The 26572-nt window shown below is 58.0% G+C and carries 25 protein-coding genes; 16 read left to right on the top strand and 9 right to left on the bottom strand.

Going from position 1 to position 26572, the window contains the following annotated elements:
* Positions 1-102 precede the first annotated feature (102 nt).
* From QA646_RS05805 to wrbA, 3 genes are all read right to left on the bottom strand, one after another.
* Positions 103-483, bottom strand: a complete 381-nt coding sequence (locus QA646_RS05805) for a TadE/TadG family type IV pilus assembly protein (RefSeq protein ID WP_283058090.1) — start codon at positions 481-483, stop codon at positions 103-105.
* A gap of 557 nt (positions 484-1040) precedes the next feature.
* Entirely contained in the window at positions 1041-2306 is a 1266-nt protein-coding gene (locus QA646_RS05800; protein ID WP_283058089.1) for a pilus assembly protein TadG-related protein, read from the bottom strand.
* A gap of 216 nt (positions 2307-2522) precedes the next feature.
* Positions 2523-3122, bottom strand: a complete 600-nt coding sequence (wrbA, locus tag QA646_RS05795) for an NAD(P)H:quinone oxidoreductase type IV (RefSeq protein ID WP_283058088.1) — start codon at positions 3120-3122, stop codon at positions 2523-2525.
* 242 nt (positions 3123-3364) lie between these two features.
* On the opposite strand from wrbA, the gene QA646_RS05790 reads away from it, so the two are divergent.
* The 9 genes from QA646_RS05790 to QA646_RS05750 all read left to right on the top strand — a co-directional run bounded on the left by QA646_RS05790 (position 3365) and on the right by QA646_RS05750 (position 16005).
* Positions 3365-4138 carry a competence/damage-inducible protein A gene (locus QA646_RS05790; protein WP_283058087.1) on the top strand — a complete coding sequence of 258 codons (774 nt, stop codon included), beginning with the start codon at positions 3365-3367 and terminating at the stop codon, positions 4136-4138.
* A gap of 115 nt (positions 4139-4253) precedes the next feature.
* A complete protein-coding gene (locus QA646_RS05785; RefSeq protein WP_283058085.1) occupies positions 4254-5096 on the top strand; it encodes a universal stress protein in 843 nt (280 codons plus the stop codon).
* Between the two features lie 287 nt (positions 5097-5383).
* A complete protein-coding gene (gene gpt / locus QA646_RS05780) occupies positions 5384-5881 on the top strand; it encodes a xanthine phosphoribosyltransferase (RefSeq protein WP_283058084.1) in 498 nt (165 codons plus the stop codon).
* A gap of 502 nt (positions 5882-6383) precedes the next feature.
* Positions 6384-6557, top strand: coding sequence for a hypothetical protein (locus QA646_RS05775; protein WP_283058083.1), 174 nt, complete (start codon positions 6384-6386; stop codon positions 6555-6557).
* Between the two features lie 90 nt (positions 6558-6647).
* Positions 6648-10457, top strand: a complete 3810-nt coding sequence (locus QA646_RS05770) for a vitamin B12-dependent ribonucleotide reductase (protein WP_283058082.1) — start codon at positions 6648-6650, stop codon at positions 10455-10457.
* A 572-nt stretch (positions 10458-11029) separates the two neighbouring features.
* On the top strand, positions 11030-12532 hold the full coding sequence (locus QA646_RS05765) for an SAVED domain-containing protein (protein ID WP_283058081.1): 1503 nt from the start codon (positions 11030-11032) through the stop codon (positions 12530-12532).
* A gap of 2 nt (positions 12533-12534) precedes the next feature.
* A complete protein-coding gene (locus QA646_RS05760; RefSeq protein ID WP_283058080.1) occupies positions 12535-13674 on the top strand; it encodes a hypothetical protein in 1140 nt (379 codons plus the stop codon).
* A gap of 185 nt (positions 13675-13859) precedes the next feature.
* Positions 13860-15461, top strand: coding sequence for a ThiF family adenylyltransferase (locus QA646_RS05755; protein WP_283058079.1), 1602 nt, complete (start codon positions 13860-13862; stop codon positions 15459-15461).
* Positions 15454-16005: a Mov34/MPN/PAD-1 family protein gene (locus QA646_RS05750; protein ID WP_283058078.1), complete on the top strand. Its 552-nt coding sequence runs from the start codon at positions 15454-15456 to the stop codon at positions 16003-16005. Before QA646_RS05755 ends, QA646_RS05750 begins: the two co-directional genes overlap by 8 nt.
* A gap of 138 nt (positions 16006-16143) precedes the next feature.
* On the opposite strand, the gene QA646_RS05745 is transcribed toward QA646_RS05750, so the two are convergent.
* From QA646_RS05745 to QA646_RS05735, 3 genes are all read right to left on the bottom strand, one after another.
* On the bottom strand, positions 16144-16776 hold the full coding sequence (locus tag QA646_RS05745; protein WP_283058077.1) for a hypothetical protein: 633 nt from the start codon (positions 16774-16776) through the stop codon (positions 16144-16146).
* A 209-nt stretch (positions 16777-16985) separates the two neighbouring features.
* Positions 16986-17378, bottom strand: coding sequence for a hypothetical protein (locus QA646_RS05740; RefSeq protein ID WP_283058076.1), 393 nt, complete (start codon positions 17376-17378; stop codon positions 16986-16988).
* Between the two features lie 280 nt (positions 17379-17658).
* On the bottom strand, positions 17659-18789 hold the full coding sequence (locus tag QA646_RS05735) for a hypothetical protein (protein ID WP_283058075.1): 1131 nt from the start codon (positions 18787-18789) through the stop codon (positions 17659-17661).
* A 1387-nt stretch (positions 18790-20176) separates the two neighbouring features.
* Between QA646_RS05735 and QA646_RS05730 the strand changes: the two genes are divergently transcribed.
* Positions 20177-20545 carry a hypothetical protein gene (locus QA646_RS05730; RefSeq protein ID WP_283058074.1) on the top strand — a complete coding sequence of 123 codons (369 nt, stop codon included), beginning with the start codon at positions 20177-20179 and terminating at the stop codon, positions 20543-20545.
* Here the strand turns inward: QA646_RS05730 and QA646_RS05725 are convergent.
* Positions 20455-20853, bottom strand: a complete 399-nt coding sequence (locus QA646_RS05725; protein ID WP_283058073.1) for a hypothetical protein — start codon at positions 20851-20853, stop codon at positions 20455-20457. The two genes, QA646_RS05730 and QA646_RS05725, sit on opposite strands and share 91 nt — an antisense overlap.
* 158 nt (positions 20854-21011) lie before the next feature.
* On the opposite strand from QA646_RS05725, the gene QA646_RS05720 reads away from it, so the two are divergent.
* From QA646_RS05720 to QA646_RS05695, 6 genes are all read left to right on the top strand, one after another.
* Complete coding sequence (locus tag QA646_RS05720; RefSeq protein WP_283058072.1) at positions 21012-21251, top strand: hypothetical protein; 240 nt, start codon at positions 21012-21014, stop codon at positions 21249-21251.
* Between the two features lie 17 nt (positions 21252-21268).
* Entirely contained in the window at positions 21269-21853 is a 585-nt protein-coding gene (locus tag QA646_RS05715; RefSeq protein ID WP_283058071.1) for a papain-like cysteine protease family protein, read from the top strand.
* A gap of 22 nt (positions 21854-21875) precedes the next feature.
* Positions 21876-22430, top strand: coding sequence for a hypothetical protein (locus QA646_RS05710; RefSeq protein WP_283058070.1), 555 nt, complete (start codon positions 21876-21878; stop codon positions 22428-22430).
* Positions 22431-22722: 292 nt separating this feature from the next.
* Positions 22723-23088: a hypothetical protein gene (locus QA646_RS05705; protein ID WP_283058069.1), complete on the top strand. Its 366-nt coding sequence runs from the start codon at positions 22723-22725 to the stop codon at positions 23086-23088.
* A 178-nt stretch (positions 23089-23266) separates the two neighbouring features.
* Positions 23267-23491 carry a hypothetical protein gene (locus tag QA646_RS05700; protein WP_283058067.1) on the top strand — a complete coding sequence of 75 codons (225 nt, stop codon included), beginning with the start codon at positions 23267-23269 and terminating at the stop codon, positions 23489-23491.
* A gap of 212 nt (positions 23492-23703) precedes the next feature.
* Entirely contained in the window at positions 23704-24585 is an 882-nt protein-coding gene (locus tag QA646_RS05695; protein ID WP_283058066.1) for an ImmA/IrrE family metallo-endopeptidase, read from the top strand.
* Here the strand turns inward: QA646_RS05695 and QA646_RS05690 are convergent.
* Together QA646_RS05690 and QA646_RS05685 are read right to left on the bottom strand one after the other, a co-directional pair.
* The gene (locus QA646_RS05690; protein ID WP_283058064.1) at positions 24582-25496 is read right to left on the bottom strand and encodes a hypothetical protein; all 915 of its coding nucleotides are present in this window, start codon (positions 25494-25496) and stop codon (positions 24582-24584) included. The genes QA646_RS05695 and QA646_RS05690 overlap by 4 nt on opposite strands.
* The gene (locus QA646_RS05685; protein ID WP_283058063.1) at positions 25474-26487 is read right to left on the bottom strand and encodes a thymidylate synthase; all 1014 of its coding nucleotides are present in this window, start codon (positions 26485-26487) and stop codon (positions 25474-25476) included. The genes QA646_RS05690 and QA646_RS05685 overlap by 23 nt, the downstream gene beginning before the upstream one ends.
* Between the last annotated feature and the right edge of the window lie 85 nt (positions 26488-26572).

Below are 26572 nucleotides of genomic sequence, written 5' to 3'. Positions count from 1 at the left end.
ACCTGTGCGCGACTGGCGTTAAGCCAAAAAGCGATTGACTGGGCGCGTAGAGTCGAGCACCGGCATTCCGCTGGTGGCGACAGGATTGATGACAGGTCCGGTTCAATAGGTCGGGAAGCAGGACGTCGCGGCGATGTTCACCGGCATCGATGGCAAAAAAGGAATTGCGATCGTGTAGGTGTAGGCTGCCGTAACATTCTGTCCGCACGCATCTTTACTCACGGAAAACACACTGGAATCGATATTAAGGCCGTAGGCCTGGCTCACGGCATATGCCTGGATTGAACCTGTATCCGCACAAGTGGTTTGCATCAGGCTTGCGCACCGGGCGCTGAGATCGACGGCATGTTGCAATCCCAATTGGGTCCACAGAAAAAGTCCGAATTGGCCTATAGCAAATGCAAGAATGATGAAGAGGGGGGCAGTCAGGGCAAACTCGACTGCGCTCGTTCCCTTGGCATTCCCCGCGAAACGACGAATCATTGAAATCTCGCTGTTGCCGTTGACTGCAGCGCAAAGGATGCGGGGATGAAGGGAAGCGTTACATACGGCACGTAGGTCGCGGCGGCCGAGGCGGACACATAGGTGCCCGCTCGCGATCCGTCCGAGCAGACATCGGAGCACGCTACGCTGACGATGCCTTGGCCGCTGGGGCAACCGCAAAATTTCGACGGGGAAGGCGTCGCCGAGATGACGGCCGAGCCGGTACTTCTTGTGATGACATTCGACATGGCGGCACTATCGAAGCCCCGAGCCAAAGCGTACTGCAGCCCTCTTTGCGCTGCATTCTCCACCTGCGTTTGCTGAAGCAGCGCGGACGAATAATCGACAAGGCCGAATGTCATTACAATCAAGACCGGCAGTATGAGCGCCAAGTCGATAGCTGCGGTGCCGTGTCGTTCGTTGAGCAGGTCCCGACAGAGCCTTCTCCAAGCCCGCGCCGGTATTGGCCGGTGGCGTGAGCCCGGCCGCCGTTCGGCAACGGGCATGCCGGAGAGCGATATTTCAGTTGGTATTGTTGTTCTTGCGGCCATGACGCATCACTCGACCAATTTGCCCGCAGCGCCGCCGATGGCGCGGGTCGGATAAGCACTGCAATCAATGGACAGGTTGGAACTGCCGGTGAAGGTGATCGTATCCGCGATGATCTTGATGCAGGCATTTGTCGCGGTGTTCCCCCCTGAATAGCTGACGGCGGCCTTTGGCAGATAGATCGATCCCGCCAAATTCTGGCTCGCCCCGCCATTAAAGCTGAAGGCCGTACCCACCGGCATATTCCGGTCGCCGAAAATGACAATGCCGGCCGTGTTTCCAGTAAGCGGTGGTGTGAGATCAAGGATCGCCCCACCGTTGATCGACGCTGTGCCGTAATTGTTTCCCGTGCTGGAGGTGAAGATGATCGTGACACCGTGGCCAATCAAAGTCGCGCCGCCATTGACCTTCAGGTTCGCGCGATCGAGGATATAGATCCCGGGATTCAGGGTTAGGACTGCGCCTGCGTTGACGGTAATGTCGCCGCAATAGACACCCGGATCGAGTGTCGTCTTCCCCTTGATATTTTCCTTGGCGTTGGTCGTGCAGCCCGAGTAGGTCGGCATCTGAACGTCGGCATAGGGGTCCGTGATAGGCCAAAGTCCGGTCGCCGTTCCCTCGCTCGCCTTAATATTGCTAATACCGCTGATGCCACCGACAGCCCCAACCGACAGCGCTTGGATCAGCGCGGAACCGCCGACACTGACCGATGTGGGGCTTGTCGAATTCGAGACCAGGCTGCAGTTGTTCAACGTCACCGAGGTTGAACCCTGCGCCGACGCGGCTGCACTTGCCGTCTGATCAAGCGCCAGCACGCAGGCGTTGGCCGCGTTCGCCATGGCCACGGATCGCGTCGTAACGACGAAAGCCTGCTGCCAAAGCGCTGAGAACAGCAGGTCCATTGGTTGTTGTGCGACGACTTCGATCGCCGATCCATTCCCAGCGTAAGATCCCTGCGTCGGAGGGCGGTGGATCGATATCACCACGTTATTCTGGCCATTAACAAGCCCATAGCTTGCCGTTATCGCTTCGACCTGGGATTCTACCAGTCCGTCGCCGCTGGTCGTATAGGCGGCCGCGCCGCTTACAGCGGCGGCGTCGGTAGCCGACTGCATCTTCTGTTGCTTGTAGGTCCACAGACCATAATCCGTTCCAAGCCCTATCAAGCCGATCAGAACCGGGAGCGACAAAGCGAAGACGATCAAGTAAGCGCCGGACGAATCGTGAATGAAGTCGACGATCGTCTTTCGGTAGCGCGAGGCAAGTCGAAGCATTGTCCCCCCCAAATTATACGGAAAATCCGAAGGAGGACTGTGCAGCTCAATTCTTTATTTTTCTCTTTTTTAAGTAATTCGAATTGAACAGAAAATGCGGTAAAGATGGACCGCACAACGGTTTTTGAACAGCCGCGGAGCCCGCGCCTCAAACCGAAGCCCCATAAGAAATAAGGCGGCCCGTTCGACCGCCTTTGGTCGATGTATCAAGTCGAACTAAGCGAAAAGCTTGGCCGCAATCTTGGCGACGTGGGCGCCCTGGTATTTTGCAGCTTCCAGTTCGATTTCCGAAGGCTGGCGCGAGCCGTCGCCGTTGGTGATCGTGGACGCGCCGTAAGGAGAGCCGCCCTTGACTTCTTCCGTGCCCATCTGGCCCTGGAAAGCATAGGGAAGGCCGACGACAACCATGCCCTGGTGCAGGAAGGTTGGGATGAAGCCGAGGATGGTCGATTCCTGGCCGCCGTGCTGGGTCGCCGAAGAGGTGAACACCGAGCCGACCTTGCCGACGAGCTTGCCGCTAAACCACAGGCCGCCGGTCTGGTCCCAGAAATTGCGCATCTGCGACGTAACCGTGCCGAAGCGGGTGCCCGAGCCGACGATGATGGCGTCGTATTCGACCAGTTCATCGGGCTTTGCGATCGGGGCTTCCTGATCAAGCTTGAAGTGGGAAGCCTTGGCCACTTCTTCCGGCACCAGCTCCGGTACGCGCTTGACGGTCACCTCGGCGCCAGCGGACTTTGCGCCTTCCGCGACCGCATAGGCCATCTTCTCGATATGACCGTAGGAGGAATAATAGAGAACCAGAACCTTAGCCATGAACGTCTCCTGTTGTTGGATGCGTTAATTTTCGAGCCGATTTGTACCAGCAGGCAAACGAAGGCGCAGCCCCTGCAACTGGAACGCACTGTTCACCCGATAAGGACGAAAATTCACCTGCGGTTGCTTTTTCGACTGCCGCCAAGCAAACGAAAACGTCAGTTTGCATTCGCCGCAAACGGCGCTACCTATTTGAAACGCTTTTTCGAACGCGCCCCTGCGCAATTCCACGGATAATTTCCATGACCAATGAAACCATTGTCACCGCCGCGATGCTGGCCATCGGCGACGAACTGCTCTCCGGCCGGACGAAAGACAAGAATATCGGCCATCTTGCCGATGTCATGCTGCTGGCCGGCATCGATCTCAAGGAAGTCCGCATTGTCGCCGACGACGAAGACGCCATCGTCGCCGCACTGAACGCTCTGCGCGGCCAATATGATTACGTCTTCACCTCCGGCGGCATCGGTCCGACGCATGACGACATCACCGCCGATGCCATCGCCAAGGCTTTCGGCGTGCCCTGCGAACATGACGCGGAAGCGATGCGGTTGATGGCGGAGATGTATGCGCGGCGCGAGATGGAATTCACAGAGGCTCGCCAGCGAATGGCGCGCATGCCGGTCGGGTCCAGGCATATTGCCAATCCGGTTTCGACCGCGCCGGGCTTCAACATCGGCAATGTCTACGTCATGGCCGGCGTGCCGCAGGTTTTTCAGGCGATGCTCGACAACGTCGTCCCGACCCTGCGCACCGGCGCCCGCATGCTTTCGGCGGCGATTTCCTGCCCTTACGGCGAAGGCGAGATCGGCACGCCGCTCGGCGCCATCCAGAAAGCTCATCCGGATACCAGCATCGGCTCCTACCCGCGCTATGTCGGCCAATTCTTCTCGACCGAGATCGTCGTGCGGGCCCGTTCCGTCGAATTGGTTGAAAGCGTGGCGGCTGAGGTGCGCGCCATGATCGAAACGATAAGGCAGGGGAAAGCAAAGGAAAATCAGTCCGCTGAGGCCTGACGTTCAGCGAGTGCTTTTAGCCCGTGAGGGAACCGCTCTTATATCGGTGCATTCTTATCAGGCGGAACACTGATATAATGGAGCGATAGGACCTTTCCTCATGGGAGATCACGTCATGCCCTATAAAACCATTTTGGTCATACTCGATACCCCCGACAATACGCGTGTGGCGGTCGATTTCGCCGCCGCTTTCGCTCGGGAACATGACGCTCATATTGTGGGTCTGCATGCGGAAATCGTCTCGGCCGTGCCTCTGGTGGCGCCGATGGAAATCCCCGACCCGGTCGCGGTACAGGCTCTGCAGGACATGGCGCACAGTCAGGCCGTCGACATCGAGCGGCTGTTCCGCGCGAAAATGGAGCGTGAGGGCCTCGTCTATGAATGGCGCAATTTCGCAAGCACCGTCGGCTATGGTTCGGAGCCGCTGATGGAAACGGCGCGCAGCGCCGATCTGCTCGTTGCCGTACAGCCCGATCCATCCAAATCTTCCGACTCGCATGTCGATGTCGAAAGCTTCCTGTTCGAAAGCGGTCGTCCGGTGCTGCTCATCCCCTACATCTTTACCGAGCCGAAGCCGATCCGGCGCGTGCTGATTGCCTGGAACGGGTCGAAGGAAGCGGCTCGCGCCACCTTCGATGCTCTACCGTTTCTGAAGACTGCCGATTCCGTGGAGGTTTTTTCAGTCGACACGTCTGACAGTTCCACGCATTCGCCCAGGGAGACCGGCGTAGAGATCACGGCCACGCTTGTCCGCCATGGCATTCGCGCCAGACTGGAAACGGCGACTTGTGGCGGCAAGACGCCATCGCAGGTCATCGAAAACCGCCTCGCCGACGATAGCATCGATCTGCTTGTCATGGGTGCCTATACACATTCCTGGCTCTGGCAATTGATCTTCCGCGGCACGACGCGCACGCTGCTGCAATCGATGACGGCGATGACGCTGCTGGCGCGCTGACGCATGGCTCTGCCGGACGGGCGGTGAAGCTGCGGCTCTTGCCTTTTGCCCGCAAATCCAGCAGAAAGCAGCGACCGATGAGAGAATTCCCGCCAGGGAACCCATTCGCGTGGTTCGTCAAGCATTGTCCCTAAGTCCAAAACGGTTTTGGAGGGGCATGTTCGATCGGAGAGCCAGCGAATCGCGTTTCAGGATTTGGTCCGTGGTCCGCGCCCGTCGCGGGGTCTGCTCAGGGTCGCCGGCAGCGCCGGTGCGTCATTATCTTCTGCTCCCGGAGCCTCTGAGCCATGTCCCTCCCCGATAAAGCCTTTCCCGTATCCTGGGATCAGTTCCATCGCGATGCCCGCGCCCTTGCCTGGCGGCTTGCCGGACTCAATCGTGAGTTCAAGGCAATCGTCTGCATCACCCGCGGCGGCCTCGTTCCCGCCGCCATCATCTCACGCGAACTGAATATCCGCCTGATCGAGACCGTCTGTGTCGCCTCCTACCATGATTATTCGAGCCAGGGCGAAATGAACCTGCTCAAGGGTATCGCGCCGGAGCTGGCGGCCAACGGCGGCGAAGGCGTGCTGGTGATCGACGACTTGACCGATACCGGCAAAACGGCGGTCGAAGTGCGCACCCTCCTGCCAAAGGCACATTTCGCCTGCGTCTACGCCAAGCCGAAGGGCGTGCCGACCATCGACACTTTCATCACCGAGGTCAGCCAGGACACCTGGATCTACTTCCCCTGGGACATGGGCTTCACCTATCAGGAGCCGATCGCCAAGGGTCACCGCGGCTGACCTCATACGGGTTCACGCGAATCACTTGTGATTCTGCGGGTGTGCCAAAACCGGACACAGGCATCAGCAATAGAGGTGGGCGCTTCGGCGCCCACTATATTTAGTGGTTGTCGAGATACCAAGATTTCGTGGGATTCAAGGCCTTCCGCGCGAATCATGAGGGGTTGCTGCATGCTTTTGCCCCTCTGCCAATGGTTTCTAAGTCACGGTCACAATATTGTCTTGTTTATTTCCGTTGCGGCTAGCGTTCGGCTCGCAAGCGGTCGCGCGAAAGGCGAGCAATTTCCGCCAAACGCTTGAATCTTCGGGACTCCTGGCGTTTCCCCAATTTCCACAGGCAAGCCCACAAGATATTGTGGTTAAAAATCCGTTGCAGACCACCCCTTGACGGAATCGGGTCTTTCAAAGTTAATGACTGACGTTGCGGCGGCGACTGGACCGGACGAAATTACGGGGGCTGGTCCTTAACTCGAAATCGGATTTGGAATCAGGGCGATACATCATGACTGATGGCGCCACGGGGGCTTTTTGTGCCGATATCGATGCTGCCAAAAAAAGACATGCGGGGACTGGCGGCAATAAGCTGTTAATACTATATTTAGTGTTTACAGCCACCATCACCACAAGATACAGGAAATCATCTCCGGATGACACCTCCTGTCAGGAAGCGGATTGAACACTGGCTGCGCGCTGAAACCGCGAAGCCGGATCAGGATTTTTGCGCCTCCGTTACGAGGACGGGCGCCAACGAATGAGGTATGGGATCATGCGCATCGAACGTCGATTTACGAAGGCCGGCCAGTCACCCTATGCGGAAATCGAATTCCGCAAGGCGACGAGCGAAATCAAGAACCCTGACGGTTCGATCGTCTTCCGCCTCGAAAACATCGACGTGCCGGCGCAGTTCTCGCAGGTTGCCGCCGATATCTTGGCGCAGAAATATTTCCGCAAGGCCGGCGTGCCCGCCAAGCTGAAGAAGGTCGAGGAAAACGACGTTCCTTCCTTCCTGTGGCGCTCCGTGCCCGATGATGCGGCGCTGAAGGATCTGCCGAAGGAAAGCCAGGCCGGCTCCGAAACCGATGCGCGCCAGGTCTTCGACCGTCTCGCCGGCACCTGGACCTATTGGGGCTGGAAGGGCGGCTATTTCTCCTCCGAGGAAGATGCTTCCGCTTTCCGCGACGAGCTTGCCTATATGCTCGCCACCCAACGCGTCGCGCCGAATTCGCCGCAGTGGTTCAACACCGGCATGCACTGGGCCTACGGCATCGACGGCCCCGGCCAGGGCCATTTCTACGTCGATCCCTTCACCGGAAAGCTCACCAAGTCCAAGTCGGCTTACGAACATCCGCAGCCGCATGCCTGCTTCATTCAGTCGGTCGAGGACGATCTCGTCAACGAAGGCGGCATCATGGACCTCTGGGTCCGTGAAGCGCGCCTCTTCAAATACGGCTCCGGCACCGGCTCGAACTTCTCGATGCTGCGCGGCGAAGGCGAAAAGCTTTCCGGCGGCGGCCGCTCTTCCGGCCTGATGAGCTTCCTGAAGATCGGTGACCGCGCTGCCGGCGCCATCAAGTCGGGTGGCACGACGCGCCGTGCCGCCAAGATGGTCGTCGTCGACATCGACCATCCGGATATCGAGGAATACATCAACTGGAAGGTCAAGGAAGAGCAGAAGGTTGCTGCCCTCGTCACCGGTTCGAAGATCGTCGCCAAGCACCTGAAGGCGATCATGAAGGCTGCCGTCAATTGCGAGGGCGACAATGACGATTGCTTCGACCCGGCCAAGAACCCTGCCCTGAAGCGCGAAATCCGCGCCGCCAAGAAGGATCAGGTTCCGGAAAACTACGTCCAACGCGTCATCCAGTTCGCTCGCCAGGGCTACAAGGATCTCGAATTCAAGACCTACGATACGGACTGGGATTCGGAAGCCTATCTCACCGTTTCCGGCCAGAACTCCAACAATTCCGTCTCTATCAAGGACGACTTCCTGCGCGCCGTCGAGAAGGATGGCGACTGGAACCTGACCGCCCGCAAGGACGGCAAGGTCATCAAAACGGTAAAGGCGCGCGACCTCTGGGAATCCATCTCCTATGCCGCCTGGGCATCGGCCGATCCGGGCCTGCACTTCAACACGACGATGAACGACTGGCACACCAGCCCGGCCGCCGGCCCGATCCGCGCGTCCAATCCGTGCTCGGAATATATGTTCCTCGACGACACAGCCTGCAACCTCGCTTCGCTGAACCTAATGACCTTCAAGGATGCGGCGACGAAACGCATCAATATCGGCGATTACGAGCATGCCGTTCGCCTTTGGACCGTCGTCCTCGAAATCTCGGTCATGATGGCGCAGTTCCCGTCGCGCCGCATTGCCGAACTCTCCTATGAATACCGCACGCTCGGCCTCGGCTATGCCAATATCGGCGGCCTGCTGATGTCCTCCGGCATTCCCTATGACTCGGACGAAGCCCGCGCCATCGCCGGCTCGCTGACCGCGATCATGACCGGCATCGCCTATGCCACTTCGGCCGAAATGGCGTCCGAACTCGGGACCTTCCCGATGTTCAAGCCGAACCGGGAAAACATGCTGCGCGTCATCCGCAATCACCGCCGCGCCGCCTATGGCGAAACCTCGGGCTATGAGAGCCTGTCGGTCAATCCGGTGGCGCTGATCCACAGCGACAATCCGGACCAGGATCTCGTTGCCCATGCCAAGGCGGCCTGGGACAAGGCCTTGAGCCTCGGTGAACAGCATGGCTACCGCAATGCTCAGGCAACCGTCATCGCGCCGACCGGCACGATCGGCCTCGTCATGGATTGCGACACCACCGGCATCGAACCGGACTTCGCGTTGGTGAAGTTCAAGAAGCTTGCCGGCGGCGGCTACTTCAAGATCATCAACCGCGCCGTTCCGGAAGCATTGCGTGCACTCGGCTACTCCGAAAGCCAGATTGCCGAGATCGAGGCCTATGCCGTCGGCCACGGCAACCTGAACCAGGCGCCGGCCATCAATCCTTCGACGCTGAAGGCCAAAGGCTTCACCGCCGAGAAGGTCGATGCCGTCAATGCCGCGCTGAAGAGCGCCTTCGACATCAAGTTCGTCTTCAACCAGTGGACGCTTGGCGCCGACTTCCTGAAGGGCACGCTGAAGGTTTCCGACGAGCAACTGGCCGATATCAGCTTCAACCTGCTCGACTATCTCGGCTTCTCCAAGAAGGAGATCGAAGCGGCCAACATCCATGTCTGCGGTGCAATGACGCTGGAAGGCGCACCGTTCCTGAAGAACGAGCATCTCGCCGTCTTCGATTGCGCCAATCCCTGCGGCAAGATCGGCAAGCGCTATCTCTCGGTCGAAAGCCATATCCGCATGATGGCCGCCGCCCAGCCCTTCATCTCGGGCGCCATTTCCAAGACGATCAACATGGCGAACGAAGCGACCGTCGAGGATTGCAAGAACGCCTACATGCTGTCCTGGAAGCTCGGCCTGAAGGCGAACGCGCTTTATCGCGACGGCTCCAAGCTCAGCCAGCCGCTGAATGCCTCGCTGATCGACGACGACGATAACGAGGATGCAGTGGAAGAACTGCTGCAGGCCCCGGCTGCCGCTCAGGCCGTCACCGTCACCGAGAAGATCATCGAACGCGTCATCGAAAAGGTTGTCCGCAGCCAGGAAAAGCTTCCCGGTCGCCGCAAGGGCTATACCCAGAAGGCCAAGATCGGCGGACACACCATTTTCCTGCGCACCGGCGAATATGACGACGGCCGCCTCGGCGAAATCTTCCTCGACATGAACAAGGAAGGTTCGGCGCTGCGCGCCTTCATCAACAACTTCGCAATCTCGGTCTCGCTCGGCCTTCAATACGGCGTGCCGCTCGAAGAGTATGTCGATGCCTTCACCTTCACCAAGTTCGAGCCGGCCGGCATCGTCACCGGCAACGACGCGATCAAGAACGCCACGTCGATCCTCGACTACGTGTTCCGTGAGCTCGCCATCTCCTATCTCGGCCGCCACGACCTCGCCCATGTCGACACCTCGGACTTCAACAATACGGCGCTTGGACGCGGCGTATCGGAAGGCAAGGCGGATGTCGTCTCCAAGGGCCTGACCCGCGGCTACAAGCCGACGCTGGTGCCGACGTCAGGCGAACGCCAGGCAGGCGAAGTCAAGGGTTCGGCAACGGCAGCCCCAGCGCGGGCCTCTTCCGGTGCGACAATCACCTCCATCGCCGGCAACACCGCGCGCAAGCTCGAACCGGCCGGCGCCATCTCCACCTCGGAAGTCGTCGCCTTCAAGCGCGACTATGAGGAACGCGCCAAGGAGCTGGCCGAAGAGATCGCCGAGGAACTGGCAAACGAAACCGCCGAAGCCTCTACTGCCCTCTTCACCGACAAGGCAGCAGATGACGTGGCAACGGCGAAGTCGGAAGCCAAGAAACTGGAATCCGAACGCCGCGCCCGCTCCATCATGCAGGGCTACACGGGCAACATGTGCACGGAATGCCAGAACTTCACGATGGTCCGGAATGGGACTTGCGAGAAGTGCGACACGTGCGGCGCGACGAGCGGGTGCAGCTAAGCGTTCAGCCCGGTCGACAGGCTGTACGATGACACGAAGTTTGTCGTTTTGACGTGAAACATGTCGCAAACGCTTCACGGAAAAAGTCCAGGCGCTTCGGCGCCTGGTTGGGATGAAACTGAATATGTCTGCGCGAAGCGGGTTCAAGTGAACTGTCCAGCTACGGCACCTGCAAGAAATGCGACACTTGCGGCGTGACAACCGATAACGAGAGCGGTTCTGGCGTCGCTAGTTGTTGTGTCGTGCCATTGGGTTTGACACTGCGCCACATTAGGGCACGCTGATTATCTAATGTGCGCAATTACTTAAAGAAAACGACCCTCCCGAAGAAGGGTCGTTCACCAGTTGAAGGCATGAATTTTCGAAAGTGAGAGCCTTCGAAACTAAGGCCTGGAAGGAAGAAGCGACGTGATCCATGGCGGAGTGTAGCGCGCCACTAGGTTGTCATTGCGCGATCCTGATGTCACTAGAGCGACCTTTTTGGCGGACAAGCAGACACATTTCCGGGCACTTCAGTGCCCGGAAATGCCTCAAGGAACAAAACAGGAATCAACTATGACAGGTGAAAGGGCATGGCCGACGCGGTAATTGCGAACTGGGATGGGCACGACTACCAGGCCCGGTTCTTTTGGATACATGCTTCGGGTCTACGCGATCCGGAGAAGGCACATGTTGTCGAGGTCTCATATGAGGCGGACGGTCCGAAGGGCTTCGACGATGTCGTCGTGCGCTACAATCCGGGTCAGGCTGGGCGTCGTTCGTTCAGGGTCGAGACCGCTCACCATCAAGTGAAGTTCCACGTCAATCAGGCTGGACGGTTCGGCTTCAAGGATCTGGTTGAGCCTGAATTCATCGGCGCTACAGCATTCTCGATCTTGGAACGGTTGAAGGAGGCTGTCGACAAAGCCCCTCCCCGTTCCACGTTCACGCTGGTTACGACCGACCGTGTACGAGATGATGATCCACTGTCGAAGCTCCTCAAGACAGCCGACAAGTCTCTGGACCTGGAGAAACTCGCCGTCGGCAAAACCGAGAGAAGCGAGATGGGTGAGGTCCGCAAGCTCTGGCGAGAGCATCTCAAGCTCGATACTGACGAGGAACTCTTCGCGATCCTCGATACCTTCCATATCATGGAGGGCTACCATTCTCTGCAAGACATGCGGGAGGACGTGGATCTTCGGTTCCAGGTAGTGGGCCTGTCGACCGGAGGAAACAGTCTCGAGTTCAAGTTCGACGGCGCGGCCCGTGCGCTCAAGGCGACCGAGCGCAATGTGCTAACCAGGGAGGCCTTCGAGGAGCTTTGCATCGAACAGGGCTGGATCAAATCCACTCAGCCGGAAGATCGAAAGAACATTTCCATAAGGTCGTTCAGCGATGGCCCAACAGACTACCTCGATGCCACCTCCGAGAACACCTTGTCGCTTCTTCACATGTTCGACGTCCGCCACCTCCAGGCAGGTGCTGACTGGAACACGGAAGTCAGGTCCGCAGTAGAAGACTTCCTCACGCGTGTGCGTAAGACCGACAAGAATATCCGACTGTTTCTCGACACTCACTCCTCAGTCGCCTTCCTTGCCGGAGCCATGCTCGGCTTCAAGACGACCACGCACGTCGAACTCAATCAGAAGGGTCGAGGCCCTACATCCGTCTGGCGTTCGGACGACGGCAAGAGCGGACAGCCGGCGACGACAGAAGTCATACAGGTCGGCGACGGAGACGATATTGCGGTAGTCGTGAGCCTTTCTCGGAACGCCATGGATGATGTTGAGGCCTATGTGAAGGCGCGTGTTCAGAGCGTCGGCCGGATTCTTCATGTCGTCGCAGCGAACGGTGCCAGCCAGAAGTCCCTGGCTGGGGGTGAACACGCGGCCGACCTTGCAGATCAGATCGCGGCTGCGGTGAAGGCTCTCCGCCCAGCCTTCGGATCAAGGCGGCATTTCTTCATCTCCGCGCCGAATGCCTTCACATTTTTCATGGGTCAGCATCGCGACGCGATAGGGCCAGTCACATTGTACGAGTTCGACTTCAAGGGTGCCGTAGACGGTAGCTACCACCCCTCTTTCAGGATTGGTTGAGTATGGAACTTAAAGCGCAATTCACTGAATTCCTCCGCGACATCCGCCCTACGGACAGGCAAAAGGAAGATTGGAAGGCAGGAGCGAACACGCTCCGGTCACGACTGTCGGCCGACAGAGACTTGAATGCAATCGTGGTCGCCACCTTCCTGCAAGGAAGCATTCGCCGTTCGACCGCCATTCGTCCGACCGGAGACAAGCGGCCCGACGTCGATATCGTCGTGGTCACTGACATCGATTACCATGAGACGACGCCACAGCAGGCGATGGACAAATTCGTTCCCTTCCTGGAGCGCCATTATCCAGGGAAATGGCGCCCGCAAGGACGGTCGTTCGGGATCGAACTGTCCTATGTCGACATCGATCTGGTCATCACCGCGCTGCCGACCGATCCCGCATCCAGGCAGGCGATGGAGCGGTTGTACCGTTCGAAGTCGGTCCTGACGGACAACGCGCTGGAAGAAGACGCGACTTGGCGCCTCAACGAGCGCTGGCAGCCCACGCCCTTCGGCACACAGCCCCTGGCGCTAGATGACGCGCCGGCAGGCAACTGGCGTCCAAATCCGTTGTTCCTGCCAGATCGCGATGTTGGTAACTGGGGCCGGACACATCCGCTCGCTCAGATCCAATGGACGGCAGCCAAGAACCGCGCCTGCAATGGTCATTACGTGAACCTGGTGCGCGCGACCAAATGGTGGCGCCAACAGAACGCACTGAGCCTGCCCAAATACCCGAAGGGATATCCGCTCGAACACATGATCGGCCACGTCCTGAACGATGGCACCACTTCGATTGCTTCCGGCTTAGTCCAGGTTCTGGAAACAATGCGAGACACCTGGCGTATCCCAGCGATCCTCGGTCAGGTACCCGAACTCCCTGACCATGGTGTGCCGGAGCACAACGTGCTGAAGCGGCTCTCGGCGGAGGACTTCGGAGCCTTCCACACCGCTATCTCGACGGCTGCCGGACAGGCGCGCGAGGCGCTGGATTCGGATGATGCGCAGAAGAGCGGCGAGCTGTGGCAAAAGCTGTTTGGGAGCAAGTTTCCGCTCCCTGGGCCGAATGGCGGTGACCGCAAGGCGGGGTTCTTCATTCCTCCGTCGCAGCCTGCCGAGCCGCGGAGGACTGATCGGTTCGCGTGAGGTGCTTGAAGTTGTTCGTACCCGAAGTCCTTCAGAGCGTTTCCGACCAGATCGCCGATCATCCCCGAATCCGATCCACCGCTACGTGGTCATCGGATTCGGAAGGCCGCTGGTCCCTGCCCTTCGTTGCCGTCCTGAGCGGCGCCTCGACCGAGTTCATTTCGGCCGAGACGGCATGGTATGTCGTGTTTGTTCCGCGGACGAAATCCATCACCGTTTATCCAGCGATGATCGGTGGGATTTCGACGACCTTCCAGCACCAGTCCTTCAACCGCGAAGGAAGTGGATCACTGCCGTGGAGGTTGGGAAATCCCTGCCTTGATCGTCCAGCGGGTGTATTCGGGCGCGCCTCCTGGAATGGCCAACCTGACACGATCGACGAGAAGATAGTCTGGCATCTGGAACGCCTTCTGATCTGGATCGACGCGGCCGCCACGGGCGAGCTCGCGATCGAAGGTGAGCCGCTGGAGCTGCCGTCCGGGCCTGGGCAGACAAACTTCCCGGTTATCGGTTTCGTTGGCTCAGCCGACGACCTGACATTCTGGCAGGATCGGACCAATGAATGGGGATGGGTCGACCTTGCCAACCTGCCGGGCGCGAAGATTAGCTACGCGATGACGACTTTCCGGGACCGCCAGTTGGCGCCGATAAGAAAGTCGGTATGGGGGCGGGCAATAGCTGAAGCAGCTCCCGCAAAAACGGGCCTCTGGATTTCGCTCGATAACCTGCCAGTGCTGGCACCTTGGGAACTGCCGCGCACGTGGGCGGATCTTTCCTCCCACCTCGACAGCCAGGGCGTTCAGCTCGCTGATGTGTTCGAGGTCGCTGGCGCCGATCGCCGGCAGCGGAAAGACGATCGTGGAATGGTCACGCTGTTTCTAGGATTCCCGCTCGCGGAACTGATCGGTGAGGCTCCCTCGAAATACCACTGGATCGCTGTCGGATCAGTCGAACTGTCTGATCGCAAGGCCAAGAAGAATGGCTTTCGCGCGAACGAGCAGACCCGTCGCTTCATTGATCGCACCCGACCGATGGCAAATTCTTCATTGACGTGGCTGCGGACGGTCAATTGGGAACCCGACCAGATCCGGACGCGCTCCGGCTTCGGCACCGGGATGGTTTCAGAGCGGGTATTGATCATCGGCGCGGGGTCACTCGGTGGCGCCGTTTCCGAGAACCTTATACGTATGGGCGTGACAAGGATGGGAATACTAGATCCTGACATTTTGGATGTCGGCAACCTTACTCGGCATGTGCTTGGCATGGATGCGGTTGGCCACGACAAGGCTACCGCGCTTGCAAACGCTCTATCGTTGATCATGCCGGACGCAGATGTCAAAGGTATCGTCGCCAGTTTTCCTCCGGATACCAATGAACTCGCGGACGAGCTGCGATCGTTTGATGTCATCATCGACTGCACTGGATCGGATGCGGTCCTTGATGCCCTGGCGGAGTTCGACTGGGGCGGCGAGACGACCTTCGTCAGTCTGGCCATGACCTGGCGGGCCGAAGGGCTCTTGGTGTTCACTGCGTCCGAAGCCACCTTCCCGGCAATCGATGCAAAGGAAAGCTTCCACGAGATGAATGTGCCACCGACCGATTTCGGCGACGCCCGCATGGAAGGGATCGGATGCTGGCATCCTGTGTTTCCGGCGACGGCAGCAGATGTCCGCATGTGGGGCGCAGTCGGAGCAAGGGCCATCTTGGAGGCCATAAGACATCCGGGGCGCCGTTGCCTGTATTATCGACAAGGCTTCGACGGCACGGTGGAGAAGCTCAATGGCTGAGAAGATTGTGGTGGTATTTCAAGCTATCAGCGCGACCGTAGAAGTTCGTCTGACTGACGCCGCCCTGCGATTGATGGAGAAAGAGTCCCTTGCGTCGACTGGTAAGGAGACGGGTGGCATCCTCATTGGGCGGTACGGAAATGATGGGAACGTGGCAGTCGTCACCGCAGCCACGGAACGCCCCACTGACTCTAGTTCCGGAAGGGCTTGGTTTCAGAGGGGCATCAGCGGACTGACAGCAAAACTTCGCGCCCGGTGGGCCTATGGCGAATACTATCTCGGCGAGTGGCATTCCCATCCCGGCGGCGCCCCTGATCCGAGCAGCAACGATATCCGGGAAATGCGGTCGATTTCGATGGACACCAGCTACGGATGTCCGAAACCGATCATGATCATTGCGGGCACGTCCGATGCGTCGGTTCGTATATCCGTCAGTGTCCTCGAGAATGGTCGGCTCCTGAGGCTTCGGCCGGTCCAGTCGCCTCGGGACGATAGGACCGATCGCTCGACCGCTCCTGAGACAAAGGTCAATGGTACACCCTGATATCGCCGTTGGCCAAGGATGGGAATCAGCACCGGTGGCCGTTTAGCGAGTGAGACCCCCCTGACTGAAACTACCCAGCAAGGCGGCTGCCGCAACGCTCCGATAACGTTCTCTTAGCAAGCGGCATAGAATCGCCGCTCACAACTCGAACGGCCGCGGTCTTCGATGGATCAGTATTTGCCACATTAGAAAGATAAGGCCTGACGCCGCAAGTAGCGCGAAAAACACGAGGACGCCGTCCGTCAAATATAAAATATATTCGTTCACTCCGAAAATGGGATTGTCGTCCGCATCGACCCGCTGCGCCACGGCAAAACACGGCTGGGCGTCACAGCCACGCTCGAACGCCCTTGCTCGACTTCCGAGAAAGTTGGATTGAAGAGGCTGCTGATCGTTCCACCCGTGAATCTGACTCTCCGAATACCTGACACCGAACACGGCGAGCGATGCCACAACCGCTAGCACGAAGACCGCGACCGTCCCCCAGGAGATGATGTGGTTTCTCGATTCGTCGTCCTCGAACATGGTATTGGGTGGTACGAGGATCGGTTCGTCTTCGGTTTTCGCCAGATGAACATATAGAGCTAGCGTCCATGCCATCGCGGCCGCGGCCGCCAGAGCTACCAGTGCGCCCCAATAGGCCCGTGAAACCAGCACACCGTCCGGCGGCGGCTTGTCGGCGAGGCCGTTGCGCACATAGACGGCCCAGCCTATCGCGAGCGGGACGAACAGGTTTCCGATCCATGTCCAGAGTCTTGCTAACGCCTTCATCGTCAGTCCCGCCTTTCACATCATGACTAGGTTCCACGCAATCGTGGTCTTTCGGCAACGGCCGCGGCTTGTTTTTCAGCCGTTCCTTCGTGGCGAGATCGATTTCTTCGAGATCGGCGGAACGTGCGTAATCTAGCGATAACACCCAAGCTGCCGACACGGCTGGAATGAATTTTCTCGACCTCTGGAAAGCTTCCATTGAGCCCGTTCTAGTCGTTGACGCTCTTGCATTCAGGTCTGTCGCCGCTGCCGTTTCCTCGGCAATTTTCTATGTTCTTGCCCCAGACCGTGCATTTCTTGTCGGCTTGTGCCTGCTGTACGAGACTCGCCTTGACACCATATACGGTTACGTCCGCGTCAACCCAGCTTCTTCCCTGGCCAACACCGCGCTTCGGAGTCCAGGTGTAGAACGACATTCCGTTTTCATCGCTGGACGCACTGAAAATCGAAGCCCTTTTTCCATCAGCCGGAACGACGGAATTCATGCGTATCTGCGATCGGCAGTACACGTATCCAGCAGGGAGGGAGATCCTGAACCTACCCTCCTCGCTGCCTGATGGCTTGTCTCCCGCTACCAAAGCGAGCGCGGCTGAAACCGCCATGGAAGGAACTCCTAAGTACGCGGCGCCTGCCTTGACCACCGCCGAGCAAGCATCGTTCCGTGCGCACTCCCCGAGAAGGTCTCCGGGCCCTTTTGGGTGCTGTACTGGGTTTACTTTCGCAGATACAACCAAGTAGTCGGTATCCGCCGATACGGCGGCGCTGGTGGATAGCGCCATGGATAGAGTTGCGCATGCTAGCGTCGTGAGAGATTTCACATGCATGTCCCTCTGCAGGTCGGCTAAAAGTTCTGAATATCGACTCCCGAAGCGCGCCAGGTGTTCAACACCATGGAAGACAAATCCGGGTGTTTCCAATCTTGCCGAGCTGAATGGGTTGTGGAGCGAGCTGACCTGGGTTGTTGAATACGGAGTTCGGCCCGCCCCAGATCTGGCTCGGATTCCTTATAAAGGAGTTGTCGCCGCCCCAGATCTGACTGGGATTGCGCACGAACGAATTGTTCCCGCCCCAAATTTGGTCCGGATTGTTTATGACGGAGTTCGGTCCCCCCGCGAGGTCCTTGAGCCGTTGAGCGACCCAGCCATTCTTTCCGACCAGATCGTTGTTATCTCCGAAGCATCCGTGACCACCGACACCGTCGGTGAAGCATTTCGTCAATTCCCTTGCGGTCAACCTCGTTCCCATGCACCCTGCGGCAGCGTAGGGCTGGCCGCCGCTGGAGACCAGGCATTGAACAGCTATTTGCTGCTCTGGGTTCAGATCGAGCTTCATGTTGAGCATGTTCGCACCCGCACAAACGCCCATCTGCTCGATGTCACCCCCAGACTCTGCTGCACACTTGAGCGCGACCTTCTGTTCCGGAGTGGCATGCTGTCCTAGAATGTCGGTCGCAGCGCAAGCGGCGAAATCATCGGCGTCGCCGGAGTCGACACCGCACTTGAGGACTGCGGAGGCGTCGCGTCCCATGTACTTTTCGACGACGTCTGTTCCGGCGCAGTTGATGAAGCCAGAAGCGGTACCTTGAGATTGCACCGCACATTTTATTACGGCCTCTTGGTCGTCCGAGAGACCCGACTGATCGACGGCGCACTGCGCAAGATCGGATGCGTCGGACGACTTCGCGACACAAGTTATCGCCTCCTTTTGATCATCGGTCAGCACATCGCCGAGGAGCTTTCCTCCTGCACATTCCGCAAAAGCCTCGGTGTCGCCATTGGCGTCCCCGAAGCAATTCAAGGTACCGGAAGCTCGCGAGCCTAGGATGGCGGCCCCGGCGCAGCTCTGAAAATCGTCCATGTTCGCTGAGTTATCATGTGCGCAGTCCAAGAGCTTCTGCTGGCGGTCGTTCAAGGCGAATCCCATCGATTTTGCCGCGCAAGAGCCGAAGGCGATCTTGTCATTGGAAGTACTAGCGCAGTCGACAATCTCCTTCTGCCGCTCAGTAAGAATCATTTCCCGACCGGTGCATGACGCAAAGTTCACGACGTCCAGGCCCGCCCGCTGAGCGCACTGTTTCGCGAGATCCTCCAGAGGTAAGTTCTGCGCGTTGGGTAGCGTCCCGATTGTCGGAGGACGACCGGAGTCGACAACCGACTGCTGCAGAAGCGAACAGGGCTGCTGGCCTGTCGGACCCCTACACATCGCGTCCATCCCAGGGACATTGCTTGCAGTGACGGTGACGGCGCCGAGGTCGCCAACGACTGAGGGCGACGGCGCGGCCAGCCGTGCAAGGTAGGCGCGGACAGCATCACATGGTCCGGGCCCAAGCGGACCCACGCAAATCGGGCCTACGTTCGGGTCGTTGCCGATCTGAACGATGTTCGGAATTGCCTGCCGCTGGATCGGAGGTAGTTGGCCATATCGCTGCTGGAGATACTGGGCGACGGCTGTGCATGGTCCTGGCCCCAACGGCCCAGCGCAGATTGGCCCGAAGTTTGGGTCATTTGCGATCTGAATCAAAGGTGGGACGGATGGCGGCGGCGGAGCGCCAGTGTTCCCTAGCATTCCATGACTGGCCATCCAGCTCTGAACTGCGGGACATGGACCAGGACCTATCGGACCGGTACATATCGGCCCAAGGTTCGGATCCACAAAAATGATCTGAAGGTACTGTGAATTAACGGGCGATGCCATCAGAATAACTGACGCAAAAAACATCAGGTATGAAACAATTCTGGTTTTCATTGCCACCCCCTCCACAACAAAACTTTAGGTTTGATTGCTCACAACGATGGGCATGCGAAATCACCTCGCCTGCGGAGTAAATCGCGTCAGGCAGCGCAATACTTCAGGGAAAATCAGAACTTAAGGTAAGACTAAATCCGTCTATCGAGCATTTTCAAATGCATAAACTAGAATACGGACCTCAGAACACCACTTATAGCTTACTGTCGCCCAAATTGTAAACTCGATTTCGACTAAATCCTTAAGATCAAGATCCGAATTCTTGCTCGCCACGGGAAAGAGGCTCCCCTCGAGTCTTAAATGGCGGCATATCCGACATTTGAGCGCCTGCGTTTTGCAAATAGCGTGGACTCTCATCGGAAGGGGTAGCCATTGCGCTCCAGAGCACGCTGAATGGCGTCTTCAGCCGCATCGCCCTGAACCTCGGGCGGTCCTACCCCGTAGGAAACTGGATCGTGGCAAATGACAAGGCGCAGGCCGTGTCGGCAGACGAACTTGCGGGCGTCCCATTGCTAAGCGACATCGGGGCGGTGCTGGACAGCGACAATGAATCCTTCGGGGGCGGCGCAGGAAAGCTCGTTTCGGATGCCCGTTTGAAAGGGTTGCCGCCGGCGGCAACACATTCGAAAATCTCGAATGGATCCGGGAGAGACTTATGGGCGAACGACTTCAGGAAGCGGCCTTGAACGCATTGAAAAGAAGCGAGCGACGCGGCGACGTCGAAGTGATGAAGACGCTGATAGATTCAATAGGAAACGACATCGCAGACGAAGGTACCTTAGAAGAAGTTCGCGAGCTCGCGCGGATTCTGATGCGGTTGATCGATGCGATCGAACATGAAGTCGTCGCGGGAAAGGGCGCACTCATGAACTGGGACGATCCAGCGAACGTCGAGATGCTGAAGAAGGGTCTGTTGAAGAACCGCTTCGCCGCTCAGTCGCGCGGGTTCGGCGTCTTGTCCGGCGAGGCGTCGTATTCCGTCGCGAGCGTTCCGGCGAGTTCAAGTGCAGCGTCGAGGGCGTAGGATCCAGGGTACACGTTACCCGGCGTGACGACGATGTGGTAAAGCACTTCGCCATCGGCGTCGATCACCGCCAGGACGGCGTGCTTCCGCATTTTGCCGAACGACCGCACGAGCCGGGTGCCACAAACCATACCCGGCAGCAACTTCTTCTTCAGCGCGCGCGCGTTCACAGGATTTCCGAAGTACTTCCGCGCCTGTTCTAACGATCCGTAGATGCCTAGGGTTTCGCCGTCCAGACGCACGACGACACAGGGCTTCCCAGTCCGCGGATCAGAATTCATCTCGATGACCTCGATATCAGGATGCATGCTAAGTCCCTCCGTTCTCGGTTGAATACCGAGTTCCGGTTAACGATCCGAAAATGGAGAACCAAGCGAATCCATTGAGATCGCTCGCATTTTACCGATCCGCTTACCGGCCCTGAAACATCCGATGTCGTATGGACGTCCCGAAAGGGGCACTTCACATGGCCGACATCGACCCGTGGGCGCAGGCGCGTTCCGCTGCAATGAAGCGGATCATCGAGCTTCAGCAGCAGATCATCGCTATGGTGCAGGCGACGGGGCTAGCCATCTTCTGCGCGCCCAAGGACGTCTTTCGGATTGGAAGATGGTTTCGAGCGGCGGCCGCCTCGTCCATGGGCACTAAATTGCTGCGCCCGTGCTGTCCGTCGCCTAGCGGACATGCAACGGAAATCAATCAATAGCTATAAGAGCGATACCGATGACATTGACGTTTAAGCCAGTGACGACACTCCTGTCATGGGCCTGGAAGAAGTACCCTCTTTCACCCGTTCGGACGAAGCAAGGCTTGCAGATTCAGTTCGAGATGCAAAGCCAGATAATGACCTTGTGGTGTTGGGCCGCGGCGGCCTCCAGCGTATCGTTCTACCTGGACAGAAAATATCCGGTGACGCAGAAACAAATTGTGGCCCAGCAGCATGGCTTCGACGAAAAAGCGGAGCTCGACGATGAATGGAACAAGGAGGGGCACCTCCGCGAGGCACTGGAGTTTGTGCTTTGCCTTGCTTCGATCGAAATTGGTCCGGTAAGTTTTCGTAGCGTGATCTGGGAGTTGGGGAACGGACGTCCCGTGTTAGGGCAGATCGAATGGGATGACGGAAGCGGGCACGCCATCGCACTTTCAGGATGTCGGATCGATGATGATGACAACGAGTACTACACTGTCGAGGATCCAGGCGTCGATCCGAGTGTCTGGGAACGGGAGAACCCGACACAATGGGTGCTGGCAAACTACTGGGATGTGCCGGGTGAATGGACCCATACGTTTTTCGTGAAAGCACCATGACCTCTTTGAGAAGAAGCCTGACATGACGTTCCGACTGAGCATCCCGTCGATGGTAGCCACGGCAACATTTGAACGAGCGATGTCTGCTCTTGGTAGCCATCCCTATCAAGATCCGCAGAACCGCGAATACGGCCACCTACCTCCGTTGCGCCGGTTCATTATGAGCCGTCGAACAGCAATCGACGCCGACCTGTCGCAGGCGCAATCGGTTGGATGGCAGTATCTCATCATGGATTCGCTGGGTCTTGCAGTCGTGGACACGAGCGACGACTTCAACAAGACCTTCACTTCCGTCCGCCGCGGCGCTTTTGCAAGCGCGTATAAGGCAGTCCTCAATCAGATCGATGCGGACTGCGGCACTTCGGCGGAAGAATTCGACGCCGGAATGCTAGAAATTCCCCAGTTGAGAACCTGCGCCATGTTGGTCCGTAGCATTCATAAGACCTTCATATACCCGGTGCTCCTATTCGGGAAGCTAACGCCGATACGTCGGTTCACTCAAGACAGCTTCTTCGAGCTGATCGCGCCTGTACAGCCCGGAAACATCCGCGAAGACAGCAACACGCCGAAGATCTAAGTTCACAGCTCTCGCCCCACAGATGGGATCGGCCTCGCGAGCGCGAACGGATCGGCGAATCTGTCCCTGTGGGGAAACTACTTGACCATGAGCGCTCCATCTCATGCTCCTTCCGTGCGGGCTGCCGCTAGCCGCCTAATCGCGGGGCGGCACGCTTCGGCATCGGAACGAAAATTCTGATGTGGGCAGGCTCAAGGACGGGCACGCAGTCGTTGTTTATGAGGGCACCCGTGCTATCGTGTACCTAGAAGCGTGAGTCCTTCTCCGCACGCCGACCATAACGGAGGAATCTTTGAAGACGAATAGCTTCCAGGCAAGAGTTCACGAATGGATCGTGAGCTGCTTCCCGCCATTGGCACATCACGACAGTCATGAGCGCGCGCATCGTTTCCTCGAAGAGGCGCTGGAACTTGCGCAGGCTTCCGGATGCAGTCGGGCCGATGCCCAAGCACTCGTTGATTATGTGTTCTCTCGCGATCAAGGAGAAGTCGTTCAGGAGATTGGCGGAGTTCTCGTGACTCTAGCGGCCCTTTGCAACGCGCAGAACGTCGACATGGACCACGCCGCCGAAACTGAGCTCGCGCGCAACTGGTCCCGCATCGACAAGATCCGCGCGAAACAGGCAGCGAAGCCGCAAGGATCGGCCCTTCCGCAATGATGGAATTCGGACGCTACAGTGCCGCGCAAGCCTCGCTCGCAAGACTGCGACTCGCGAGATTCGTATAAGCGCCCGCATGCAAATCTCGTTCGCCAGCAGTATATTGAAGTGCCGTTGCCTCGTATTGGAGGACGCCGAAATCGCGTATGGGCGAACCAATGCTGGACGGCTAACGACGATGATCGCTGAAGCGGAAGCGTTCGAAACAGCCCGTGACTGGCTTGAATTCCTTGGGGAGGATTTGGTGTCTAAAGCAACTATGTCCTTTCAAGTGTCGTTTAGTTCGGTGTACACGGCCACCTTCGTGGCGATCGACCAGTACCAGGAGGTCGATAACGCTGGACAGGTCGACTGGTCCACCGTTCAATATGTGAAGCTGATTGAAATTTCGGGGCAACAATGATGGAAGAGCGCTCGATACCCGACTGGTTCTCGAAGCCCGGCGATTCCATTCGCGCGGTCATGCAACGGCGTGACATCGACCCTCATCGTCTGGCCGGCCTCTTTGAGGATGGTATGATACGAGTGCGAGCGCTTCTCGACGGCTCTGCGGCGATCCAGGAGGATGACGCCGTCAAACTCTCGACGATGCTCGGTGCCAACCCGAAATTCTGGATGAAACGCCAGGAAAACTTTGATGAAGCGGTGACTCGAGCGGTCGAGCGCATTCGCAAAAACGAGGACGACGATCTCGTACTCTCCATACCCGCTCCCGGCTCGAAGCCACGCGGCAAGATGACGGACGAGAAGAAGGCGGCGGAGATCCGCCGGCGCTTGGTCTATTTCAACGTGCCGACTGTCGGCACGTGGGAGTCCAGATATGGTCGGCTGATTGGCAATACTGATTTCAGGACGTCGAACACTTACTCTTCGACTGATGAAGATACACTTCTCTGGCTTCGCCGCGGCGAACTGGAGTCCGACATGATCAACACCCGTCCTTGGAATCCAGGAAATCTCGAGGATCGGCTTGAAGCGATTAGAAAACTCTCCAGAGTCAGGCATCCGCAAAGCTTCCTGCCGAAACTCAGGACCCTCTGCGCCGAAGCCGGTGTTGCGCTCGTCATCGTAAGGCCGCCGACGGGATGCAAGGCCAGCGGTGCAGCGCGGATGGTCGACCCCGACAAGGCGATGATCCTGTTAAGCTTCCGCTACCGGAGCGATGATCAGTTCTGGTTTACCGTCTTTCACGAGATCGGGCACCTTGTCCTGCACAAGGCCAATACTTTTCTGGACGGCGACGAGACACCCTTCAACGACAAGGAACAGGAAGCAAACGAGTTCGCCGAGAGCTGCATCATTCCGGGGCTGAGAGCTTCCGAATTCGAGCGATTGACTCCGGACAAAGATTCAGTAATCCGATTCAGCGTCTCGATCGGCATCGCGCCCGGCCTGACCGTGGGCCAGATGCAACATCGCGATATGATCCCCAAAAGCAAGCTGAACTATTTGAAGCGGCGCTGGAAATGGGAAGAGATCGACCCCGCGCTTCCCTAACCCTTGTAGTGGACGAACGTAGACGGACTTTTCTGCCAGTTGCATAGAGCGTCCTCCATGACCGCCATGCCAACTCTCAGATCTTTGTCGAGATCATCTAGCCATGATTGAAGGGTTCGATCGCGCGTCTTGTCGGTTCTGGAGCCCAGGAAAAGGAGTCGGACGCCGGCCGCTGGGCCGGTCGCGCTGTCGAGGTATGCAGACCCGGCTTCAATCGGAGCGATGCCGTATCTGCCGATCAAGGACAAATAGTCGAACCGAGCGAGACGCCCGAAGGTCGCAACGTTCATGCCTTTGTACAGCACGTCGAACAGCACCCCTGGATCGTTGCCGTTCTCTCGGACCACGTTCGCAAAAAAGCGACGATGCCCATCTTCGCCGATCCAGTCGAGGTAGGATGTAAGGACGTTCGCGAAATTCCTGTTGGAATCCGGTCGTAGACTTTCATATTTCCGGTGGTTGCCGAATTTCCCGCCAATACGTTGCCAGTTTTGCGCCATCCAGTCGATCATGGTCTGAGGGTTGGCATTGATCGTCCCCCAGTCCCAGATCCCCGCCCCCAGCTTTCCATAGACATCCTCCAGGCGCTGCCAGCCCGATACGGGTCGTGCAAACTCCGTCATAAGGAATACCAGCCACGCAGCTTCTTCCACGTCGCCATTCTGCATATGGTACGCAACGGCCCTCTCAGGATCGAAGACGCCCGAGTTGGGATCCGCCTTCCGCGGATCGACGTCCTTTCGTTGGATGAGACGGTAGTAGTCCTCCCTCCGGAGGCTCGCAATGAACTGCATAGCAAGGGTTTCACGAGCGGCCGCTGTGCCGACGCCCGGCAGATTACGGGTGGTCTGGGAATGGTTCAGCAAAGCCTCGACCAGTCGCTCATGTTCAGCCTGCCTTTTCGGCCACATCGGGCTTCTCTCCTTTGATCGGCACAACAGCGCGCTGTCGCATCCTCCGACGCCGCAACAAGAAGTTCAGGAAGAAGTCGTTGTCGAATTCGGCGCGCAACGCTTCGAGCTTCGCCATATCCGTGGTCTTGCGGAGCCTCGTCGCCCAATAGACCTGGATCAGCCTCATAACGTCTGCCCAATAGGGATCGGAAAACTCCTTTGCGGCCACTACTTCTTCGCCCTGCCTTATCTTCTGCTCGACCGCGATCAACTTTTTCACAGTCGCAAAGGGATCGCCCTTCGGCATTTCGGGCATTACCGAAGTTCGTTGCCAGCCCTCATCGAAATACTCTCGCATCGACGCCACGCTGGCGTCGTAGACATGCATACTACCCACGTAATGATAGTATTCGCCGAGTTCGCAGCCCAACCTCCGGGCCATCATTTCCTGGAGCATGGTGAAACAGAAAACGTCGTGCGGCAGACCGAGGTAGGCGTCGTTCGAACGCATCGTCACAGACAGATGAAGCCGCCCCTCCCGGACGAAGAACTGAATCGTGGTCGTACAGGGAATTTCCTTGAAGCGGCGAGTGATGTCGGCGGCGTCGAAAAGCTGGATGACGGCCCGCTTAGAATTCGGGTTATCGGTCAACAGCTTGATAATGTTTCCGATCTGGTTGATATCGCCTCGCATCGCGTGAAAGCGCGGACCGTAGGCACCATGGATGACCCCGTTTTCAGCGTCGTCACGGTAGCGACCGATATAAGGTTCGATGAATTCGAGTTTGTCGGAGCCATGAAGATACCAAAGGAGTTCGCCCAACGCAGAAAACGGCTTTCCCCTGTCTTGAGACCTGCTTACGCGCGCAAGCGGATTTGTCAGATGAAGCGTGACGCCGAGTATTTCAAGGATGCCGCCCCTTGTGCCCTCGGACGCAGCACCCGTTGTGAGGAGCGCCGGATATAGCGTCATCAAGACGTCGTCGATTCCTTCCTGCACGATTTCCACGGAGCCCTCGAAGCCATAACCGGCAGTATCTTAGCCAGCACTATTCAGATTGCAATTCATTAAAGAATGCTCAACCTGAGATTTG

Origin of the sequence: Rhizobium sp. CB3090 (assembly GCF_029714285.1) — a bacterium.
Taxonomy (GTDB): Bacteria; Pseudomonadota; Alphaproteobacteria; order Rhizobiales; family Rhizobiaceae; genus Rhizobium.
The sequence above is the reverse complement of the archived record's forward strand: the minus strand, read 5'-3'. Positions and strand labels throughout refer to the sequence as shown.

Excerpts from the sequence above, each read along its gene's own strand:
- QA646_RS05805 (WP_283058090.1), bottom strand. The coding sequence starts at position 483 with ATGATTCGTCGTTTCGCGGGGAATGCCAAGGGAACGAGCGCAGTCGAG.
- QA646_RS05800 (WP_283058089.1), bottom strand. The coding sequence starts at position 2,306 with ATGCTTCGACTTGCCTCGCGCTACCGAAAGACGATCGTCGACTTCATT.
- wrbA (WP_283058088.1), bottom strand. The coding sequence starts at position 3,122 with ATGGCTAAGGTTCTGGTTCTCTATTATTCCTCCTACGGTCATATCGAG.
- QA646_RS05790 (WP_283058087.1), top strand. The coding sequence starts at position 3,365 with ATGACCAATGAAACCATTGTCACCGCCGCGATGCTGGCCATCGGCGAC.
- QA646_RS05785 (WP_283058085.1), top strand. The coding sequence starts at position 4,254 with ATGCCCTATAAAACCATTTTGGTCATACTCGATACCCCCGACAATACG.
- gpt (WP_283058084.1), top strand. The coding sequence starts at position 5,384 with ATGTCCCTCCCCGATAAAGCCTTTCCCGTATCCTGGGATCAGTTCCAT.
- QA646_RS05775 (WP_283058083.1), top strand. The coding sequence starts at position 6,384 with ATGACTGATGGCGCCACGGGGGCTTTTTGTGCCGATATCGATGCTGCC.
- QA646_RS05770 (WP_283058082.1), top strand. The coding sequence starts at position 6,648 with ATGCGCATCGAACGTCGATTTACGAAGGCCGGCCAGTCACCCTATGCG.
- QA646_RS05765 (WP_283058081.1), top strand. The coding sequence starts at position 11,030 with ATGGCCGACGCGGTAATTGCGAACTGGGATGGGCACGACTACCAGGCC.
- QA646_RS05760 (WP_283058080.1), top strand. The coding sequence starts at position 12,535 with ATGGAACTTAAAGCGCAATTCACTGAATTCCTCCGCGACATCCGCCCT.
- QA646_RS05750 (WP_283058078.1), top strand. The coding sequence starts at position 15,454 with ATGGCTGAGAAGATTGTGGTGGTATTTCAAGCTATCAGCGCGACCGTA.
- QA646_RS05745 (WP_283058077.1), bottom strand. The coding sequence starts at position 16,776 with ATGAAGGCGTTAGCAAGACTCTGGACATGGATCGGAAACCTGTTCGTC.
- QA646_RS05740 (WP_283058076.1), bottom strand. The coding sequence starts at position 17,378 with ATGGCGGTTTCAGCCGCGCTCGCTTTGGTAGCGGGAGACAAGCCATCA.
- QA646_RS05735 (WP_283058075.1), bottom strand. The coding sequence starts at position 18,789 with ATGATTCTTACTGAGCGGCAGAAGGAGATTGTCGACTGCGCTAGTACT.
- QA646_RS05730 (WP_283058074.1), top strand. The coding sequence starts at position 20,177 with ATGGGCGAACGACTTCAGGAAGCGGCCTTGAACGCATTGAAAAGAAGC.
- QA646_RS05725 (WP_283058073.1), bottom strand. The coding sequence starts at position 20,853 with ATGCATCCTGATATCGAGGTCATCGAGATGAATTCTGATCCGCGGACT.
- QA646_RS05720 (WP_283058072.1), top strand. The coding sequence starts at position 21,012 with ATGGCCGACATCGACCCGTGGGCGCAGGCGCGTTCCGCTGCAATGAAG.
- QA646_RS05715 (WP_283058071.1), top strand. The coding sequence starts at position 21,269 with ATGACATTGACGTTTAAGCCAGTGACGACACTCCTGTCATGGGCCTGG.
- QA646_RS05710 (WP_283058070.1), top strand. The coding sequence starts at position 21,876 with ATGACGTTCCGACTGAGCATCCCGTCGATGGTAGCCACGGCAACATTT.
- QA646_RS05700 (WP_283058067.1), top strand. The coding sequence starts at position 23,267 with ATGATCGCTGAAGCGGAAGCGTTCGAAACAGCCCGTGACTGGCTTGAA.
- QA646_RS05695 (WP_283058066.1), top strand. The coding sequence starts at position 23,704 with ATGAAACGCCAGGAAAACTTTGATGAAGCGGTGACTCGAGCGGTCGAG.
- QA646_RS05690 (WP_283058064.1), bottom strand. The coding sequence starts at position 25,496 with ATGTGGCCGAAAAGGCAGGCTGAACATGAGCGACTGGTCGAGGCTTTG.